The following is a 19,468-nucleotide window of genomic DNA, read 5'->3' as shown; positions in this document are numbered from 1 at the left end:
AAAGTGGTAAGCAAAGCGGCGCTATATCAGTTAATTAGCTGGACATCAGAGGAAGAGGGGTGAAGAAAAAGAACGCTTCGTGCGCAGCGGGTGCGAAAAAAGCGGTAATCAGGTAGAATCCAGCGGTTTTTTAATGTCTGAGAACCACTATGTCTACCACCCTGTTTAAAGAATTCCAGTTCGAGGCCGCGCACCATCTTCCGAATGTGCCGGCCGGACACAAATGTGGCCGTCTGCACGGTCATTCGTTCCTGGTTCGTCTGGAGATTACCGGCGAAGTGGATGCGCATACCGGCTGGGTTATGGATTTTGCTGAACTGAAAGCGGCGTTTAAGCCGGTCTACGATCGGCTGGACCACTACTACCTGAACGATATTCCCGGCCTGGAAAATCCCACCAGCGAAGTGCTGGCGAAATGGATCTGGGATCAGATGAAGCCGCAACTGCCGCTGTTAAGCGCGGTCATGATCAAAGAAACCTGTACTGCGGGCTGCGTTTACCGCGGCTGACCCTGTCGGATCGAATCCTTCGATCCGACGCGGCTCCCCTTTTTCGCCTCTGCTATCCCCTGCTCTGCACGCCCCCCTCCGCGCGCAGAAACCGCCGCGATGAAAATCAGGCGATATTGAGATATTTGTGGGTCTGCATCGACAGACGCCAGTTGCGGGCGATGCAGGTCTCAATGCAGAGGCGGGTCGCCTCCTCTTTGCGGCTGATGGGCTGAAGCGCGATGATGCGCGGTTTGCTGTCCTCAATGCCCGCCAGTAGCGCATCCAGTGCCTCGACATCACGCTGGCGCGCCACCGGATGTTTGATTTCATCAGCCCGGCTCAGGGCCTGCGGCAACACGTCGTAGCCGCCGCGCATGTTCACCTTCGGCGACACCGTCACCCAGGTCCGTTCAGAGCAGTGGATTTCGTGAGTGCCACTGGTCTCAATCTGGCACTGAAAACCCTGCTGTTCCAGCGCAGCGGTTAACGGGCGCAGATCGTATATCGCCGGTTCACCGCCGGTAATCACCACGTGCCGCGCCGTCCAGCCCTGCTGTTCGATGGCGCGAAGCAGGGTCGCCGCGTCGGCATCGCCCCAGGCGTCACTCTCCACCGTTTTGATCAAAATGTCGCCCAGCGAGGTCTCCCGATCTGCCCGTTTGTCCCAGGTATGTTTGGTATCGCACCAGCTACAGCCCACCGGGCATCCCTGCAGGCGGATAAAGAGAGCAGGCACGCCGGTGTAGTAACCTTCGCCCTGCAGTGTCTGGAACATTTCGTTAATCGGGTAGAACATTTTTTACTCGCCTGGATAAATCGGGGCGCTGATTATGGCAGATTTGTCGCGCAGCTCAACCACGCGTTGTGCCTTTTCTCCGCGCGCAGGGAACTGCACGGGCCGGCAGGATTGCCGCTTGATCGGGCCCTGCCATCCGTGACTGTACACTGCATAAACAAAAAGCCCCGCACAGGGCGGGGCTTTCTGTTTATGCGATGCCACGCAACGTGGCATCAGCACCGGGTCATTACTGACCTTTAACTTCTTTCAGACCGTTGAATGGCGCTTTAGAACCCAGCGCTTCTTCGATACGGATCAGCTGGTTGTACTTAGCAACACGGTCAGAGCGGCTCATTGAACCGGTTTTGATCTGGCCTGCTGCAGTACCAACCGCCAGGTCAGCGATGGTCGCATCTTCGGTTTCACCTGAACGGTGAGAAATCACCGCAGTGTAGCCCGCGTCTTTCGCCATTTTGATCGCAGCCAGAGTTTCGGTCAGAGAACCGATCTGGTTGAATTTGATCAGGATGGAGTTAGCGATACCTTTTTCGATACCTTCTTTCAGGATTTTGGTGTTGGTTACGAACAGGTCATCACCCACCAGCTGGATTTTGTCGCCCAGAACTTTGGTCTGGTAAGCGAAGCCGTTCCAGTCAGATTCGTCCAGGCCATCTTCGATAGAGACGATCGGATACTGTTTAGTCAGATCTTCCAGGAAGTGGGTGAACTCTTCAGAGGTGAACGCTTTACCGCCTTCACCGGCCAGAACATATTTGCCATCTTTGTAGAACTCAGATGCCGCACAGTCCATCGCCAGGGTGATGTCTTTGCCCAGCTCGTAGCCTGCTGCTTTTACCGCTTCTGCGATAACAGCCAGTGCTTCAGCGTTGGAACCCAGGTTTGGTGCGTAGCCGCCTTCGTCACCGACAGCGGTGCTCATGCCTTTGCTTTTCAGCACTTTTGCCAGGTTGTGGAACACTTCAGAACCCATACGGATGGCTTCTTTCACGTTAGCTGCGCCAACCGGCTGAATCATGAACTCCTGGATGTCGACGTTGTTGTCGGCATGTTCGCCACCGTTGATGATGTTCATCATTGGCAGAGGCATAGAGTATTTGCCTGGGGTGCCGTTCAGTTCAGCGATGTGCTCATACAGTGGCTGACCTTTAGACGCCGCCGCCGCTTTTGCCGCTGCCAGGGAAACAGCCAGAATGGCGTTTGCACCGAAGTTAGATTTGTTCTCAGTACCGTCCAGGTCGATCATGATCTTGTCGATGTTCGCCTGATCTTTCGCGTCTTTGCCTTTTACCGCTTCAGCAATCGGACCGTTTACTGCAGCAACGGCTTTGGTTACGCCTTTGCCCAGGAAACGTGATTTGTCACCGTCACGCAGTTCCAGCGCTTCGCGTGAACCGGTAGAAGCACCTGATGGCGCAGCGGCCAGGCCTACGAAACCGCCTTCCAGATGCACTTCAGCTTCAACAGTCGGGTTACCACGTGAGTCGATAATTTCGCGACCGATGACTTTTACGATTTTGGACATTACGATTTTCCTCAGTACAAGTTAGTCAATCCTAAGACAAACAACGCGCGAAAAGTTCGCGCGCTGTTTGTGAAACTTACTTCGCTAAACGCTTCTGATGCTCATGCGCGGCTTTCACAAAGCCGGCAAACAACGGATGGCCGTCGCGTGGTGTCGAGGTGAACTCCGGGTGGAACTGGCAAGCCACAAACCACGGATGGTTCGGGATCTCGATGATCTCAACCAGCTGATCATCACCAGAGCGACCCGCCACGCGCAGACCGGCTGCTTCAATCTGCTTTAACAGCATATTGTTGACTTCATAGCGGTGGCGATGGCGCTCAACGATGGTGTCAGAGCCGTAGAGCTGGCGAACCTGGCTGCCCGGCGTTAACTGACACTGCTGGCTGCCCAGACGCATGGTGCCGCCCAGATCGCTCTGCTCGCTGCGGACTTCGACGTTGCCCTCTTCGTCACGCCATTCGGTGATTAACGCCACCACCGGGTATTTACAGTCTGGCACAAATTCGGTGGAGTTGGCGCCCGGCATCCCGGCGACATTGCGCGCAAACTCCATCAGCGCGACCTGCATGCCCAGGCAGATACCCAGGTACGGCACATTGTTTTCACGCGCGTACTGCGCAGTCATCAGCTTGCCTTCCACACCGCGGTAACCGAAGCCACCCGGAATCAGAATCGCATCCAGATCTTTCAGCAATTCGACACCGCGTGATTCCACATCCTGCGAATCGATCAGTTTGATGTTCACGGTCACGCGATTTTTCAGGCCGCCATGTTTCAGCGCTTCGATCACGGACTTGTAGGCATCCGGCAGCTCAACATACTTGCCCACCATACCGATGGTGACTTCGCCACCCGGATTGGCTTCTTCGTAAATCACCTGCTCCCACTCGGCCAGGTTGGCTTCCGGTGCGTTCAGGTTGAAGCGCTTGCAGATATAGTCATCCAGGCCCTGCGATTTCAGCATGCCAGGAATCTTGTAGATGGAATCGACGTCCTTCAGCGAGATCACCGCTTTTTCAGGGACGTTACAGAACAGGGCGATTTTGGCGCGTTCGTTAGCCGGTACGGCACGGTCAGAACGGCAAATCAGCACGTCTGGCTGGATACCGATCGACAGCAGCTCTTTAACAGAGTGCTGAGTCGGTTTGGTTTTCACCTCACCCGCCGCCGCCATATAAGGCACCAGCGTCAGGTGCATGTACATGGTGTGCTCGCGGCCCACATCGACGGCCATCTGACGAATCGCTTCCAGGAACGGCAGCGATTCGATATCGCCTACCGTGCCGCCGATTTCGACCAGCACGACATCATGACCTTCGCCACCTTCAATGATGCGCTCTTTGATGGCGTTGGTGATGTGCGGGATAACCTGAATGGTTGCGCCCAGATAGTCGCCCCGGCGCTCTTTGCGCAGGACATCTGAGTAGATACGACCCGTGGTGAAGTTGTTGCGACGCGTCATTTTGGTGCGGATGAAGCGCTCGTAGTGACCCAGATCCAGGTCAGTTTCGGCGCCGTCGTCAGTGACGAAAACTTCGCCGTGCTGCGTCGGGCTCATGGTGCCTGGATCCACGTTGATATACGGGTCCAGCTTCATGATGGTCACGTTCAGACCACGGGCTTCGAGAATGGCTGCGAGGGAGGCTGCGGCAATGCCTTTACCCAGAGAGGAAACGACCCCGCCGGTCACAAAAATATAATTCGTTGTCATGCTGAACCTGAGAGTTTAGGTTTAAAGACGGTGGAATAACCAGGACGGGAAAACAGTATACTGGAAACCGCTATCAGCCACAATTGATGAATCACAGCCATCCTCCAACGCATTGCTGCGGCTAACATAGCGGATAGCCGCCAAAGAAATGTTGACGTACGTCACAAAGTTGATGGCGCGCTGAATCGTGTAAGCGCAAACGGCGACTTTATGCACAGCGCTGGAATAATCATCACTTCTCCCCGGCTTTGACCTGCTGCCAGGCGGCCTCCATCTGTTCCAGCGTCGCCCCCGGCATACTCAGTCCCTGCGCGGCAATTATCGCTTCCACCGCGCGGAAGCGGCGCTCAAACTTGTCGTTGGCCTTCTGCAGCGCGGTTTCTGCTTTGCTGCCCAGATGGCGCGACAGGTTGACGGTGGCGAACAGCAGATCGCCAATCTCCTCTTCCAGTTTTTCGCTGTCCACCACGCTCTGCTGCGCCTCGTGCATGACCTCATCAATCTCTTCATGCACTTTCGCCACCACCGGTCCCAGGGTGGTCCAGTCGAAGCCGACATTATGGCAACGCTTCTGGATTTTATGGGCGCGCATCAGCGCAGGCAGTGCTTTGGGGATATCGTCCAGCGCCGAATGCTGCGCTTTCTCTGCCCGTTCGGCGCTCTTAATCGCTTCCCAGTTTTTCAGCACCTCCGTGCTGGTTTCCGCCGTGGCCTCGCCAAAGATGTGCGGATGACGGCGCTCCAGCTTGTCGCTGATGGCGTGGCAGACATCCTCAAAGTTGAATCGATCCGCTTCACTCGCCATCTGGGCATAAAAGACCACCTGAAACAGCAGGTCGCCCAGCTCGCCGCGCAGGTCACTGAAATCTTCGCGCTGGATGGCGTCCAGCACCTCATAGGTCTCTTCCAGCGTATAGGGCGCGATGGTGGCAAAGGTCTGTTCACGATCCCACGGACAGCCATGCTCGGGATCGCGCAGGGTTTTCATAATGCCAAGCAGGCGCTCAATAGCGTTCATTCGGGTAGATCCTTGATTGATGGTCAGATGACAGGAAACAGAGAGGCGCATGACAGGCGCTGACGGATGCAGTAACGCGCGTCCGGCAGCGCCCCGGGGTGCAGATTGCGCCCGCGCAACCGCACGCTGCCGGTTGCCGCAGGGCCTGACTGACAATCAGTGCAGGCGACGGGCGTCAATGATATCAGAGACCTGGTTCAGACGCGCCAGGACACGTCCCAGTACCTGATGGTTGTAGATCTCGATGTCCATGTCGATGGTGGCGAGCTGTTTTTTGGTGTCGCTGCGGCTCGACACGCCCAGCACATTCACTTTCTCATTGGCAAGAATGGTGGTGATGTCGCGCAGCAGCCCGCTGCGATCGTTGGCCGTCACCCGCACCACCAGCGAATAGCCGCTGGAGTAACTTTCGCCCCACACCGCATCGACGATGCGTTCCGGGGCATGGGAAATCAGTTCGGCCAGCTGGTCGCAGTCGGCGCGGTGGATAGAGATGCCGCGCCCCTGGGTGATGAAACCGACAATATCGTCGCCCGGGATCGGCTGGCAGCAGCGGGCGATATGGTGCATCAGATTGCCCACCCCTTCCACGACCACACGCCCGCTCTCTTTGCGCGCTGGCGGAGTGTAGGCTTTCTGCGTCAGCTGGCGCAGCGCCTCGCGATCTTCCTCTTCGGCGCTCGGCTTGTTCAGCTTCGCCTGCAGGAAGTTCACCATCTGGTTGAGACGAATATCGCCGCCGCCAATCGCCGCCAGCAGCTCTTCAAGCGAGGTCACGTTATAGCGCGGCAGCAGCAGTTTTTCCGCCTCGCGCAGGCTGATATCGAACTGGTTCAGCTCGTTATCCAGAATCTGCCGTCCGGCGGCAATGTTCTTGTCGCGATCCTGCTTGCGGAACCAGTTGTGGATCTTCGAGCGTCCGCGGCTGGTGGTGATGTAGCCCAGGTTCGGGTTGAGCCAGTCGCGACTCGGGTTCGGCTGCTTCTGGGTAATCACCTCAACCTGGTCGCCCATCTGCAACTGATAGGTAAACGGCACAATGCGGCCGCCGATTTTTGCGCCGATGCAGCGGTGACCGATGTCGCTGTGAATATGGTAGGCAAAGTCGAGCGGTGTCGATCCGGCAGGCAGATCCACCACGTCCCCTTTCGGAGTAAAGACGTAGACCCGGTCATCAAACACCTGGCTGCGCACCTCTTCAAGCAGCTCGCCCGAGTCCGCCATCTCCTCCTGCCAGCTAATCAGCTTACGCAGCCAGGCGATGCGCTCTTCGTGGCCGGCAGCACCACGCGCGCTGCTCGAGGTTGGGCCCTCTTTGTATTTCCAGTGCGCCGCCACCCCCAGCTCCGCATCTTCATGCATCTGGCGGGTACGGATCTGGATCTCCACCGTTTTGCCCTGCGGGCCTAACACCACGGTATGAATCGACTGATAGCCGTTGGGTTTCGGGTTGGCGACATAGTCATCAAACTCGCTGGGCAGATGGCGATAGAGCGTATGCACCGTGCCCAGCGCGCCGTAGCAATCCTGCAGGCGATCGGCCACGATGCGCACCGCCCGCACATCAAACAGCTCATCAAAGGCCAGCGACTTTTTCTGCATCTTACGCCAGATGCTGTAGATATGTTTCGGACGACCGTAGACCTCGGCTCGCACGCCCTCTTTGGCCATCTCTTTGCGCAGGTTGCTGACGAAGTTGTCGATATACTGCTCGCGGTCGATACGCCGCTCATGCAGTAACCGGGCGATATGCTTGTATTCGTCGGGATGCAGGTAGCGGAAGCAGTAATCTTCCAGCTCCCATTTGAGCTGACCGATGCCGAGACGATTGGCCAGCGGGGCATAGATGTTGGTGCTCTCTTTGGCCGCCAGCACCCGCTCATCTTCCGGCGCATCTTTCATTTCGCGCAGGTTCATGATGCGTTCGGCCAGCTTCAGCACCACGCAGCGGAAATCTTCGACCATCGCCAGCAGCATACGGCGGACGTTATCGACCTGTTCAGAGGCCATGGAGTCGTTGTGAATCGCTTTCAGCTGGCGGATGGCGTCCATGTCGCGCACGCCGTGCACCAGCGAGACGATGCCTTTGCCGACGGCGGTTTCCAGCTCCTCCTCACTCACCACTTCATCGTTAGCCAGCGGGAAGATCAGCGCCGCACAGAGGCTTTCGATATCCATGCTGAGCATGGAGAGGATTTCCACCATCTCGATCCCGCGCCACAGCAGCAGCGACTGATCGGGATGGTCCTGCGTCTGCGCTTCACAGTAGCGCCAGGTATCGGCAACGCGTTGACATGATTGCGGGTTGGCGATACCGAGACTGGCGATCCACTGGTCGAGGGCAAATTCCCCCTCAGTATTTAAATGCGCACTTCTGACCGCAACCATAACCTCTCCTGCACAACGACATACATCGCTTATGTTTTTCTGAACAGCACCATGGATTCGAGATGACGGGTATGAGGGAACATATCCAGCATCGCGACCCTTTCCAATTGGTAGCCTGCCGACAGCAAGACCTGACTGTCGCGGGCGAGTGTTGTTGGATTACACGACACATAGACCACGCGTTCTGGCGCAAGTTTAACCACATGTGCCATTACGCCCGCAGCCCCGGCGCGTGCCGGATCGAGTAATACCTTGTTAAATCCCTGTGCCGCCCACGGCTGGCGCGACACCGTCTCTTCCAGATTATGCTGAAAAAAACTGACGTTTTTAAGATTATTCGAATCAGCATTATACGCTGCCTGCCGCACTAATGCTGCAACCCCCTCCACACCAACCACATTTTGTACGAAGATTCCTATAGGAAGTGTGAAGTTTCCCATGCCGCAAAAGAGATCCAGAACCCGGTCTTCCGGTTGCAGATCGAGCCAGGCTATCGCCTTTGCCACCATCTGCTGATTCACCGCATCGTTAACCTGAATAAAGTCCTGTGGACTGAAGGTTAGCTTAAGCTGGTGAGAGTGATAAAAAGGTGTCTGAGTCGTTAGCGACGTTAACCCTTCATCACCCGCATCCAGGAAGAGCATCAGCTGATGCTTATGCGAAAACTGTTCCAGTTTTTCACGGTCGTCCGGGTGCAGCGCATCAAGATGGCGCAGGATCATCAGCGGGCCGTTATCCGCCAGCACCAGTTCCACATGACCGAGACGCCTGACGGCGCGCAGTGCACTCAGGCAGTGGTGCAGCGGCACCAGCAATGCCTCAAGTTCGGGCACTAAAACGGGGCAGTGCTGAATATCGACCAGATCGTTGCTCGCCTCCTGGCGAAATCCCATCTGCAGCCGCTGCGCTTTATTCTGCCACTGCAGACCCAGACGGGCGCGACGCCGGTAGCCCCAGGGTTCACCGGCGATCACCTCCTCCACCGCGATCGTCTGCGCGGCGGCCTGGCTCAGCATCCGGCTCAGCGCCTGAGCTTTGCTCTGCTGCTGCAGCTCCACCTCTGCATGCTGCTGCTGGCAGCCACCGCAGCGATCAAAGTGGGGACAGCGCGGTGCAACGCGTGCCGGACTGCGGCTGAGCAGCCGTTTCACTTTCCCCCGGGCAAACTGGCGTTTATCCTCTGTCAGCGTGATCTCCGCCTGCTCACCCGGCAAGGCACCGGCGACAAAAATCGTTTTGCCTTTGTGACGCGCCACGCCCTGACCGAACGGATCGAGCTCATCGATGGTGACGGTGATCCGCTGTTGTGTCGCCACGCGCTGTTTTGCAACGTAAAATTGCGCCATAGTGTTATCAGTTCTCTTTATCGAAACGACCTGCACGGTGCTGTCGACAGGATGTGCAGGGAGGTTAATGCCGGAGTAGCCAGGCGACTATTATGACCAAATACAGCCTGCGGGCGCGAATGATGATTTTAATTCTGGCACCCACGCTGATGGTTGGCCTGCTGCTCAGCTCATTTTTTGTGGTCCATCGCTACAATGAACTGCAGCGCCAGGTGATCGATGCTGGGGCGAATATCATCGAACCGCTGGCTATCTCCAGCGAATACAGCATGACCTGGGACGATCGCGATGCGATGCGGGAGCTGGTGAGTTTACTGCACCGCCGCCACTCCGGCATCGTCCGGGCGATCTCCGTGTTTGATAATCATAACCAGCTCTACGTGACCTCCAATAACCGGCAGAATCTCAGCCTGCTGCAGCAGGAAGATATCCACGCCCTGCCCGATGATGTCTCCATGGAGCGTCACGGTAATTTGTTGATTCTGCGCACGCCGATCACGGCCGAGCGTTACGATCTGGATGAATTACCCGATGAAAAGGTCAAACCCTCGGGTAACCCCCTGGGCTATGTGGCGATTGAACTCGATCTGCAGTCGGTGCGCCTGCAGCAGTATAAAGAGGTGTTTGTCGCCACCCTGATGCTGCTCTTCTGCCTCTGCCTTGCGATGCTGTTTGCCTATCGGCTGATGCGTGATGTCACCGGCCCGATCCGCAACATGGTGACCACCGTTGACCGCATCCGCCGCGGTCAGCTCGACAGCCGCGTTGAGGGGTACATGCTGGGCGAACTCAGCACGCTGAAAAACGGCATCAACGCCATGGCGATGTCGCTGACCGCCTATCACGAAGAGATGCAGCACAACATCGACCAGGCGACGTACGATCTGCGGGAAACGCTGGAGCAGCTGGAGATTCAGAACGTCGAACTGGATCTGGCGAAGAAGCGCGCTCAGGAAGCGGCGCGCATCAAATCGGAGTTCCTGGCAAACATGTCGCACGAGCTGCGAACGCCGCTTAATGGCGTGCTGGGCTTTACCCGCCAGATGCTGAAAACTCAGCTGCGCACGACCCAGCGCGACTACATGCAGACCATCGAGCGCTCGGCAAACAACCTGCTCAGCATCATTAACGACGTGCTCGATTTTTCGAAGCTGGAAGCGGGCAAGCTGATGCTGGAGGCGATCCCCTTCCCTCTGCGTGCCACCCTGGATGAGACCCTGGTGCTGCTGGCCCCGTCGGCGCATGACAAGGGGCTGGAGCTGACGGTGGTGTGCGACAGCAGCGTGCCGGACAACGTCATCGGCGATGCGCTGCGCCTGCAGCAGATTCTGATCAACCTGATTGGCAACGCCATCAAGTTTACTGAACAGGGCCATATCGGCCTGCGCGTCACGCAGCGCGTTATGACCCAGACGCGCGTCGAGCTGGAGATTCAGGTAGAGGATAGCGGCATCGGTATCTCTGAGCAGCAGCAGACGCAGCTGTTTCAGGCGTTCCGCCAGGCCGACGCCAGTATTTCGCGCCGTCATGGCGGCACCGGGCTGGGGCTGGTCATCACCCAGAAACTGGTGCGGGAGATGGGCGGGGATATCACCTTCAGCAGCCAGCCGGATCAGGGCTCTACCTTTGTGATTCGCGTGCAGCTGGATCTCAACCCCAACGCGCCCGGTATGCCGCGCGTGCTGGAAGCGCTGTCACAGTCCCGCATCGCCTATGTCGAGGCGGATGCCACCGTCGCCCGCGCGGCGCTGGAGATGCTGAGCGCCACGCCGTTGCAGATCGACTACAGCGAAACGCTGGAGGGCCTGCCGGCGTCCCACTATCCGCTGCTGCTGATGGCGATGCCGGTCAGCATCAGCCAGCCCGAGCTGCTGAACGAGGGGAGGATCAATGCGCTGCTGGATCGGGCAGATAATGTGCTGATGGCCCTGCCCAGCCCGATGATGCTGCTGGCTGATGAACTGAAGGTGCGCGGCATTGACGGCTGCATTGCGAAGCCAATCTCCCTGACGCGACTCCTGCCGATGCTGCTGGATCTGCACACCCGCCAGATCAGCGAGCTGCCCTTCTCCCCGCGCCTGCCGCTGACGGTGATGGCAGTGGATGATAACCCTGCCAACCTCAAGCTGATTGGTGCGCTGCTGGAGGAGCAGGTGCAGAATATCCTGCTGTGCAGCAGCGCCGAACACGCTATCCGCGAGGCGCGCCAGCAGTCGCTGGATGTGATTCTGATGGATATTCAGATGCCTGACATTGATGGTATTCGCGCCAGCGAAATCATCCGTGGTCTGCCGCTGCACGCCACGACCCCCATCGTGGCGGTGACCGCTCACGCCATTGATGGCGAACGCGAGCAGCTCATCAAAGCGGGCATGAATGACTATCTTGCCAAACCAATTGATGAGAGCAAGTTGAGGCAGCTGCTGGCGCGCTATACGCCCGCACCGGTGGTCGCCGTGCCGGAACTGCCGCCGATACTGCCGACGCTCGACTGGCAGCTGGCACTGCGGCAGGCGGCGAATAAACCCGACCTGGCACGGGATCTGCTGCGGATGCTGCTGGAGTTTTTACCGGAAGTTCACGCGAAGATGGCGCAGTTTATGGCCGCCAATGAGGTCACGGCCCTGCGGGAGATTATTCACAAGCTGCACGGCAGTGCCAGCTACAGCGGCGTGCCGCGCATGAAGCAGCTCTGCCACCAGCTGGAGAGAGAGCTGCTGCAGGCCAGCGATATTGCCGCCCTGGAGCCGGAACTGCTGGAGCTGCAGGATGAGATGGAGAACGTGGCGCGTGAAGCCCGGCAGCTGCTGGGCATCGGGTAATCCGGGGCTGGCCGCAGGATCAGTGAAAGCCGGCCAGCTTTAGCGTGGCGGCGACGTTACGCGCCGTCATCGTTACATTTTTGCCGGCCGTGGCGAGCGCCTCATCCAGCGTGCAGATGCTGTAGAGCACGCTGAACACCGCATCGATACCATGCTGATGCACCACCCCCACATCCGCCGTCAGGCTGCCGGCGATGCCTATCACCGGCTTGTTGAAGCGCTTTGCCACGCTGGCGACCCCCACCGGCACCTTGCCATTGATACTCTGGCTGTCGATGCGGCCTTCCCCGGTGATCACGAGGTCGGCATCTTTTACCTGCTCCGCCAGCCCCAGCGCCTCCGTGACAATTTCGATGCCGCGCCGCAGTTCTGCCTGGCAAAAGGCGTGCAGCGCCGCCCCCATGCCGCCCGCCGCACCGCCGCCGGGGATATGCAGCACGTCGATATCGAGGTCGCGCTGAATAATCGCGGCGTAGTGGGTCAGCGCCTGATCGAGCTGCTGCACCAGTGCCGGTGTCGCCCCTTTCTGCGGACCGAAAACAGCCGAAGCGCCCTCTTTTCCGGTCAGCGGATTGGTGACGTCACACGCCACCTCAATGCGGCACTGCCGAAGACGGGCATCCAGTGCATCAATCTCAATGGAAGCGAGGTCAGGCAGCGACCCGCCGCCGTAACCAATCTGCTGGCCGCGATCATCCAGCAGCCGGGCGCCCAGCGCCTGCATCATCCCGGCGCCGCCATCGTTGGTCGCACTACCGCCAATGCCAATAATGATGTGGCCGACCCCTTTATCCAGCGCATGCCGGATCAGCTCGCCGGTGCCGAACGAGGTGGTGATCAGCGGATCGCGCTGGGCGGCGGGCACGCGCTCCAGTCCGCTGGCCGCCGCCATTTCGATATAGGCGGTGGACGCATCGCCGGAGAGGCCATAGAAAGCCTCGACCTGTGTGCCCAGTGGCCCGGTCACCTTCAGCCTGACGATGTTTCCTTTCGTCGCCGCGACCATCGCTTCTACCGTTCCTTCGCCGCCGTCGGCGACCGGTATTTTCACGTAGTGGGCATCGGGAAAGATGTCACGGAATCCCGCTTCAATCGCCGATGCCACCTCCAGGGCGGATAAACTCTCTTTATATGAATCCGGTGCGATTACGATTTTCATAGGCAATCCGAGCACAGTTGAGTCATTGAAACGGTGCTGAACCCGGCCGGTTTCCGCGGAGACCGGCACCGGGATTTAGCGGGCGATTTCAACCTTCGCTAACTTCTCATAATAGCAGGCCAGCGCACTGTGGTCGGACGTTCCCTGGCCATCATTACGCAGCGCCTGCATCATCTCCATCACCGCCGCCGTCAGCGGCAGATGTGCGCCCAGCGTGTGCGAGGTATCCAGGGCGTTCGCCAGATCCTTGATATGCAGGTCGATGCGGAAGCCTGGTCTGAAGTTGCGATCCATCACCATCGGCGCTTTCGCCTCCAGCACCGTGCTGCCCGCCAGGCCGCCACGAATCGCCTGGAACACCAGCTCCGGACTGACCCCCGCTTTGGTCGCCAGCGACAGGGCTTCGGACATCGCCGCGATGTTCAGCGCGACAATCACCTGATTGGCCAGCTTGGTGACGTTGCCTGCGCCGATATCACCGGTGTGCACCACCGATCCCGCCATCGCCTTCATGATGTCGTAACAGCGATCAAACACCGCTTTCTCTCCGCCGGCCATGACGGAAAGCGTGCCTTCAATCGCTTTCGGCTCCCCGCCGCTGACCGGGGCGTCCAGCATGCTGATCCCTTTCTCTGCCAGCGCATCGTGCACTTCCCGGCTCGCCAGCGGCGCAATCGAGCTCATGTCGATCACCACCAGGCCCGGCTTCGCGCCTTCGATAATGCCGCCCTCTCCCAGACAGACCGCTTTCACCTGCGGCGAGTTGGGCACCATGGTAATGACCACCTCGCACTGCTCAGCCACCTCTTTCGGCGAGGTTGCCACGGTCGCGCCCAGTTCAGCCAGTTCAGCTTCATTGCTGGCGTGGTGATCGCGCACCACCAGTGAATAGCCCGCTTTCAGCAGATTTTTGCTCATGGGTTTACCCATGATGCCCAGGCCAATAAATCCAATCTTCATTGCATGTCTCCTTGCTGCTTAGCGCTTAAATTTGTCGCACAACGCCTGGGTGGCGCTGCGGAATACCCCGAGATCGCTGCCGACCGCCACAAAGGTGGCTCCCCACTCCAGATAACGACGGGCGTCCGCCTCCACCGGGGCCAGAATGCCCGCCGGCTTCCCGGCCGCTCTGGCACGGTCAAAAATGTGTTTAATCACGTCCAGCACCTCCGGGTGGGCGGGCTGGCCGAGGTAGCCCAGCGCCGCAGAGAGATCGCCCGGCCCGACGAAGATGCCGTCCACGCCGTCGACTGCGGCTATGGCGTCGATGTGGTCAACCGCCTGCCGGGTTTCGATCTGCACCAGCACGGTGATGTTGTCATTGATGCTCTGGTTGTAATCCGGCAGGGTGCCGTACATGTTGCTGCGATGGGAGACCGACACGCCGCGAATACCGGCGGGCGGATAGCGGGTTGAGGCGACCGCGCGCCGCGCCTCCTCTTCTGTCTCAACAAAGGGCACGAGGAAGTTGTTAAACCCGATATCCAGCAGGCGCTTGATGATCACCGGCTCGTTGCAGGGCGGCCGTACGACCGGCGCACTGTGGCTCCCTTTCAGCGCCATCAGCTGTGGCACAAACGTGGTGATATCGTTGGGCGCATGCTCCCCATCCAGCACCAGCCAGTCAAAACCGGCCAGCCCCAGGATTTCGGTAGAGATCGGACTGGCCAGCGCGCACCAGCTGCCAATCAGGGTTTCACCCGCTAACAGGCGACGACGAAATCCGTTGGGCCAGGCTGCATTACTCATGGTTGAACTCCTGTGACGACGGCTCCGCGTGAGCCAGAAAGATTAACGAACCAGGCACGGACGTTTGTTATCGAAAGTCCAGCCTGGCACCAGGAACTGCATCGCTTCGGCATCGTCACGCGCGCCCAGCCCCTGCTTCTGATAAAGCGCGTGGGCCTGCATCACCTGATCCATATCCAGCTCGATACCGAGACCGGGCTTCTGCGGCACCTGCACCATGCCGCCTTTGATCAGGAACGGCTCTCTGGTGAGACGCTGATTCCCCTCCTGCCAGATCCAGTGGGTATCGATGGCGGTGATCGCGCCCGGCGCGGCCGCGGCAACGTGGGTAAACATCGCCAGCGAAATGTCGAAGTGATTATTAGAGTGGGAGCCCCAGGTCAGGCCGAAGTCGTGGCACATCTGTGCGACCCGCACCGAGCCCTGCATCGTCCAGAAATGGGGGTCGGCCAGCGGAATATCGACCGACTGCAGCGACAGGGTGTGTCCCATCTGCCGCCAGTCGGTGGCGATCATATTGGTGGCGGTAGGCATGCCGGTCGCGCGGCGGAACTCCGCCATCACTTCCCGCCCGGAGTAGCCCTGCTCCGCGCCACAGGGATCTTCTGCGTAGGCGAGCACGCCCTTGAGCTGTTTGCCGAGCAGGATCGCCTCATTGAGCGACCAGGCACCATTGGGATCGAGGGTAATACGCGCCGTGGGAAAGCGTTTTGCCAGCGCCGTCACCGCTTCGGCCTCTTCGCCGCCGCGCAGCACACCGCCTTTGAGTTTGAAGTCGTTGAAGCCATATTTCTCATAGGCGGCCTCCGCCAGGCGCACCACGGCCTCAGGGGTCAGCGCCTCTTCATGACGCAGGCGATACCAGTCGCACGGATCGTCCGGCTGGCTCTGATATGGCAGGGCGGTTTTTCTGCGGTCGCCGATATAGAAGAGGTAGCCGAGCATCTCCACGCGGTCGCGCTGTTGCCCGTCACCCAGCAGCGAGGCGACGTTAACGCCCAGGTGCTGACCCAGCAGATCCAGCAGTGCTGCCTCAATGCCGGTGACCACATGGATTGTGGTGCGCAGATCAAAGGTCTGGTTGCCGCGACCGGCCGCATCCCGATCGGCAAAGGTCGTGCGCACCAGGCTGAGGGTATTTTTATATTCGCCCAGCGTTTTGCCGACCACCAGCGAGGCGGCATCTTCCAGCGTCTGACGAATTTTCTCCCCGCCGGGGATTTCACCGACACCGGTATGTCCGGCGTTATCTTTGATAATGACAATGTTGCGGGTGAAGAATGGCGAGTGCGCGCCGCTGAGATTCAGCAGCATACTGTCGTAGCCGGCAACCGGGATCACCTGCATGGCGGTCACTTTAGGTGTTGAACTCATCTCCTGCTCCTTATGCTGTTGCACGGCCAAATGCCGGGCGCTTGCGATCAAATGTCCAGCCGGGGATCAGATACTGCATCGCCGTGGCGTCGTTGCGCGCACCGGCGGGCAGTGACTGATAGAGCTCACTGGCTTTGTGCACCTGGTCCCAGTCGAGCTCGATCCCCAGACCCGGCGCATCCGGCACGGCAATCTTTCCGTTGCGGATTTGCAGCGGGTTTTTCGTCAGGCGCTGATCGCCCTCCTGCCAGATCCAGTGGGTGTCAATCGCGGTCGGGTTACCTGGCGCGGCCGCACCGACATGGGTGAACATCGCCAGCGAAATATCGAAATGGTTATTGGAATGGCAGCCCCACGTCAGGCCCCACTCATCGCACAGCTGGGCGACCCGCACGGCCCCGCTCAGCGTCCAGAAGTGCGGGTCCGCCAGCGGGATGTCGACCGCGTTAACCATCACCGCGTGGTTCATCTCCCGCCAGTTGGTGGCGATCATATTGGTGGCGACCGGCAGGCCGGTCGCGCGCCGGAACTCGGCCATCACTTCACGTCCCGAATAGCCCTGCTCTGCCCCGCAGGGGTCTTCGGCGTAGCTCAGCACATCCTGCATCCCCTTACAGAGCATGATGGCCTCATCCAGCCGCCATGCCCCGTTGGGGTCCACCGTGATGCGCGCGCCGGGAAAACGCTGCTTCAGCGCCACCGCCGTGGCGATCTCCTGCTCGCCCGGCAGCACGCCCCCTTTAAGTTTGAAATCTTTAAAGCCATAGCGATCCGCCGCCGCCTCCGCCAGTCGCACTACCGCTTCGCTGGTGAGCGCCTCCTGATGACGCAGGTGATACCAGTCGTGGCTGGCCTGCTCGCCACTCTGATAGGGCAGATCGGTTTTGCGGCGGTCACCGAGATAGAAGAGATAGCCCAGCACCGTGACTTCATCCCGCTGTTTGCCCGGCCCCAGCAGTTCCGCCACCGGCACGCCCAGACACTGTCCCAGCAGGTCGAGCAGCGCCGCTTCCAGCGCGGCCACGGCGTTGACCCGCAGCTCAAAGGTCCAGGCACCGTTGCCAAAGGTGGTGAAGTCAGCCGACGCATTCCCTTTGTGCACCTGCTGCACCAGACGATTCATGCGGGCAATCTGCTGGCCTTCGACCTGCGGAATGGCCGCCACCAGGGTCTGATAGATGGTGTCGCCGCCGGGCGCTTCACCCACGCCGGTGTGTCCGGCGCTGTCGGTGAGCACCACGATATTGCGGGTAAAACAGGCGTTGTGCGCGCCGCCAATGTTGAGCAGCATACTGTCGTAACCGGCGACCGGGATAACCTGCATCGCCGTAATCACGGGTGAACTTTGCGTCGTCATGAGGCGTCCTTAACCGGCCGGGTTTTCAGTTCAACACGTTTGATATCACCGGCGATCACCAGGAAGCTGAAGGCGGCGACGAAGGCATGGATACCGACATAGATCAGCGCACCCTCAAAGGAGCCGCTGGTGGCGATGATGTAGCCGATGGCGATGGGCGTCACGATGCCGGAGAAGTTGCCGAACATGTTGAACAGGCCGCCGCTCAGGCCACTGATCTCTTTGGGGGCGGTATCCGCCATCACCGCCCATCCCAGCGCGCCGATCCCTTTACCGAAGAACGCCAGCGCCATGAAGAAGACCACCAGCCACTCGGTTTCGGTGTAGTTACACATCACCATTGAGATAGAGAGCAACATGCCGAGCACAATCGGCGTTTTACGTGCAATATTCAGCGAGCCGGTTTTGCGCATCAGCCAGTCGGAGATCACCCCACCCAGCACCCCGCCGAGGAAGCCACACACCGCCGGCACCGAAGCGATAAAGCCCGCTTTGAGAATCGACATGCCGCGCGCCTGCACCAGATAGACCGGAAACCAGGTGATAAAAAAGTAGGTTAAGGCGTTAACACAATACTGGCCGAGGTAGATGCCGAGCATCATGCGGGAGGTCAGCAGCTGTTTGATCTGGAACCACTTTTCGCTCCAGCTCACCCTGCGGCTCTCCTTTTTGACATCCATATTGATTAGCGCCCCGCCCTGCTCCATGTAGGCCAGTTCGGCTTTGTTTACGCCGGGGTGGTCGGTGGGATCGTGGATCACCTTCAGCCAGATGAAGCTCAGGATGATCCCCAGCCCGCCCATGAACCAGAAGACGTGTGCCCAGCCCACTTCCGACACCAGCCAGCCCATGATGGGCGCAAAGATCACCGTGGCGAAATATTGCGCTGAATTGAAGATCGCCACCGCGGTGCCACGCTCCTGCGCCGGAAACCAGGCGGCTACGATGCGACTGTTGCCAGGGAAAGAGGGGGCTTCAGCCAGCCCCACCAGGAAGCGCAGCAGAAAGAGTGACACGATGATGCCGAAGCCGCTGAAGATATCGACAAAGCCCTGCAGCAGGGTAAACAGCGACCAGGTAAAAATACTCCAGAAGTAGACGCGCTTTGAGCCAAAACGATCGAGCAGCCAGCCGCCTGGGATCTGACCAATTACGTACGCCCATGAGAAAGCAGAGAAGATGTAGCCCAGTCCGACCGAATCGAGGCCGATATCTTTGGACATCGCCGAACCGGCTATCGAAATGGTGGCGCGGTCGCCGTAGTTGAATGAGGTGACGATGAATAACATCACCACAATCCAGTAACGGGCGTTGGTGCGCTTCTGCACCGCTTCCGCAGTCTGGCTGAAACTATTCATGATGCACTCCTGAAATATAGCGTGAGCTACATTCGCTCTGACTGCATACACATCGCGTTGGGTATCAGAGAGAAGTTGGGTTAAACACGGCGATCTCTTTGGTTCAGGACGGGCTAATACGTCGTGACAGATAACCTGACTTTGGCTAACGGCGCTCAGTATAAAAACAGCCTGTGGCGAGCACATTGGCGTATCGCCCTGGAATAACGGCCGTTATGAAGTGATTGTCTGGCGGATGCACGAACCCCTGCGGCATGGCTCACGAAAGCGGCAAATAGCGCCGCAGAAACCGTGCCCGGTCGCCCTTTCCCCTCCGCTTTGTGAGGCGTTTCACTTGCTTCTGGAGAATCGACCCAAAACAGCGCGGCAGA

At 58.9% G+C, this 19,468-nt stretch carries 14 protein-coding genes; 2 read left to right on the top strand and 12 right to left on the bottom strand.

The features are described from left to right. Positions 1-149: 149 nt before the first annotated feature. The gene (gene queD / locus HFD92_RS19660; RefSeq protein ID WP_009086958.1) at positions 150-509 is read left to right on the top strand and encodes a 6-carboxytetrahydropterin synthase QueD; all 360 of its coding nucleotides are present in this window, start codon (positions 150-152) and stop codon (positions 507-509) included. 106 nt (positions 510-615) lie between these two features. On the opposite strand, the gene queE is transcribed toward queD, so the two are convergent. From queE to rlmD, 6 genes are all read right to left on the bottom strand, one after another. Next, on the bottom strand, positions 616-1,287 hold the full coding sequence (gene queE / locus HFD92_RS19655; RefSeq protein ID WP_046102459.1) for a 7-carboxy-7-deazaguanine synthase QueE: 672 nt from the start codon (positions 1,285-1,287) through the stop codon (positions 616-618). A gap of 229 nt (positions 1,288-1,516) precedes the next feature. Beyond that, on the bottom strand, positions 1,517-2,812 hold the full coding sequence (eno, locus tag HFD92_RS19650; RefSeq protein ID WP_009086962.1) for a phosphopyruvate hydratase: 1,296 nt from the start codon (positions 2,810-2,812) through the stop codon (positions 1,517-1,519). A gap of 76 nt (positions 2,813-2,888) precedes the next feature. After that, complete coding sequence (pyrG, locus tag HFD92_RS19645; protein ID WP_009086964.1) at positions 2,889-4,526, bottom strand: glutamine hydrolyzing CTP synthase; 1,638 nt, start codon at positions 4,524-4,526, stop codon at positions 2,889-2,891. Between the two features lie 232 nt (positions 4,527-4,758). After that, the gene (gene mazG, locus HFD92_RS19640) at positions 4,759-5,544 is read right to left on the bottom strand and encodes a nucleoside triphosphate pyrophosphohydrolase (RefSeq protein WP_009086966.1); all 786 of its coding nucleotides are present in this window, start codon (positions 5,542-5,544) and stop codon (positions 4,759-4,761) included. Positions 5,545-5,700: 156 nt separating this feature from the next. Next, the gene (gene relA / locus HFD92_RS19635) at positions 5,701-7,932 is read right to left on the bottom strand and encodes a GTP diphosphokinase (RefSeq protein WP_009086968.1); all 2,232 of its coding nucleotides are present in this window, start codon (positions 7,930-7,932) and stop codon (positions 5,701-5,703) included. A 29-nt stretch (positions 7,933-7,961) separates the two neighbouring features. Then, the gene (gene rlmD, locus HFD92_RS19630) at positions 7,962-9,278 is read right to left on the bottom strand and encodes a 23S rRNA (uracil(1939)-C(5))-methyltransferase RlmD (protein ID WP_167429535.1); all 1,317 of its coding nucleotides are present in this window, start codon (positions 9,276-9,278) and stop codon (positions 7,962-7,964) included. A gap of 92 nt (positions 9,279-9,370) precedes the next feature. Between rlmD and barA the strand changes: the two genes are divergently transcribed. Beyond that, entirely contained in the window at positions 9,371-12,100 is a 2,730-nt protein-coding gene (gene barA / locus HFD92_RS19625; protein ID WP_009086972.1) for a two-component sensor histidine kinase BarA, read from the top strand. Between the two features lie 19 nt (positions 12,101-12,119). Here barA and HFD92_RS19620 read toward each other — a convergent pair whose 3' ends face one another. The 6 genes from HFD92_RS19620 to HFD92_RS19595 all read right to left on the bottom strand — a co-directional run bounded on the left by HFD92_RS19620 (position 12,120) and on the right by HFD92_RS19595 (position 19,097). Then, positions 12,120-13,259, bottom strand: coding sequence for a glycerate kinase (locus HFD92_RS19620; protein WP_167429534.1), 1,140 nt, complete (start codon positions 13,257-13,259; stop codon positions 12,120-12,122). Between the two features lie 75 nt (positions 13,260-13,334). Beyond that, a complete protein-coding gene (gene garR, locus HFD92_RS19615) occupies positions 13,335-14,219 on the bottom strand; it encodes a 2-hydroxy-3-oxopropionate reductase (RefSeq protein WP_140029479.1) in 885 nt (294 codons plus the stop codon). Between the two features lie 18 nt (positions 14,220-14,237). Next, positions 14,238-15,008: a 2-dehydro-3-deoxyglucarate aldolase gene (gene garL, locus HFD92_RS19610; protein WP_058958278.1), complete on the bottom strand. Its 771-nt coding sequence runs from the start codon at positions 15,006-15,008 to the stop codon at positions 14,238-14,240. 42 nt (positions 15,009-15,050) lie between these two features. After that, a complete protein-coding gene (gene gudD, locus HFD92_RS19605) occupies positions 15,051-16,382 on the bottom strand; it encodes a glucarate dehydratase (RefSeq protein WP_009086980.1) in 1,332 nt (443 codons plus the stop codon). A gap of 10 nt (positions 16,383-16,392) precedes the next feature. Then, positions 16,393-17,739 carry an enolase C-terminal domain-like protein gene (locus HFD92_RS19600; RefSeq protein ID WP_167429533.1) on the bottom strand — a complete coding sequence of 449 codons (1,347 nt, stop codon included), beginning with the start codon at positions 17,737-17,739 and terminating at the stop codon, positions 16,393-16,395. Next, a complete protein-coding gene (locus HFD92_RS19595) occupies positions 17,736-19,097 on the bottom strand; it encodes an MFS transporter (RefSeq protein WP_009086984.1) in 1,362 nt (453 codons plus the stop codon). Before HFD92_RS19595 ends, HFD92_RS19600 begins: the two co-directional genes overlap by 4 nt. Between the last annotated feature and the right edge of the window lie 371 nt (positions 19,098-19,468).

Source organism: Pantoea sp. EKM101V (genome assembly GCF_011800325.1).
Classification (GTDB): Bacteria; Pseudomonadota; Gammaproteobacteria; order Enterobacterales; family Enterobacteriaceae; genus Pantoea; species Pantoea anthophila.
Note: the sequence above shows the minus strand (reverse complement) of the source record. Positions and strands in the feature narration are given on the sequence as shown.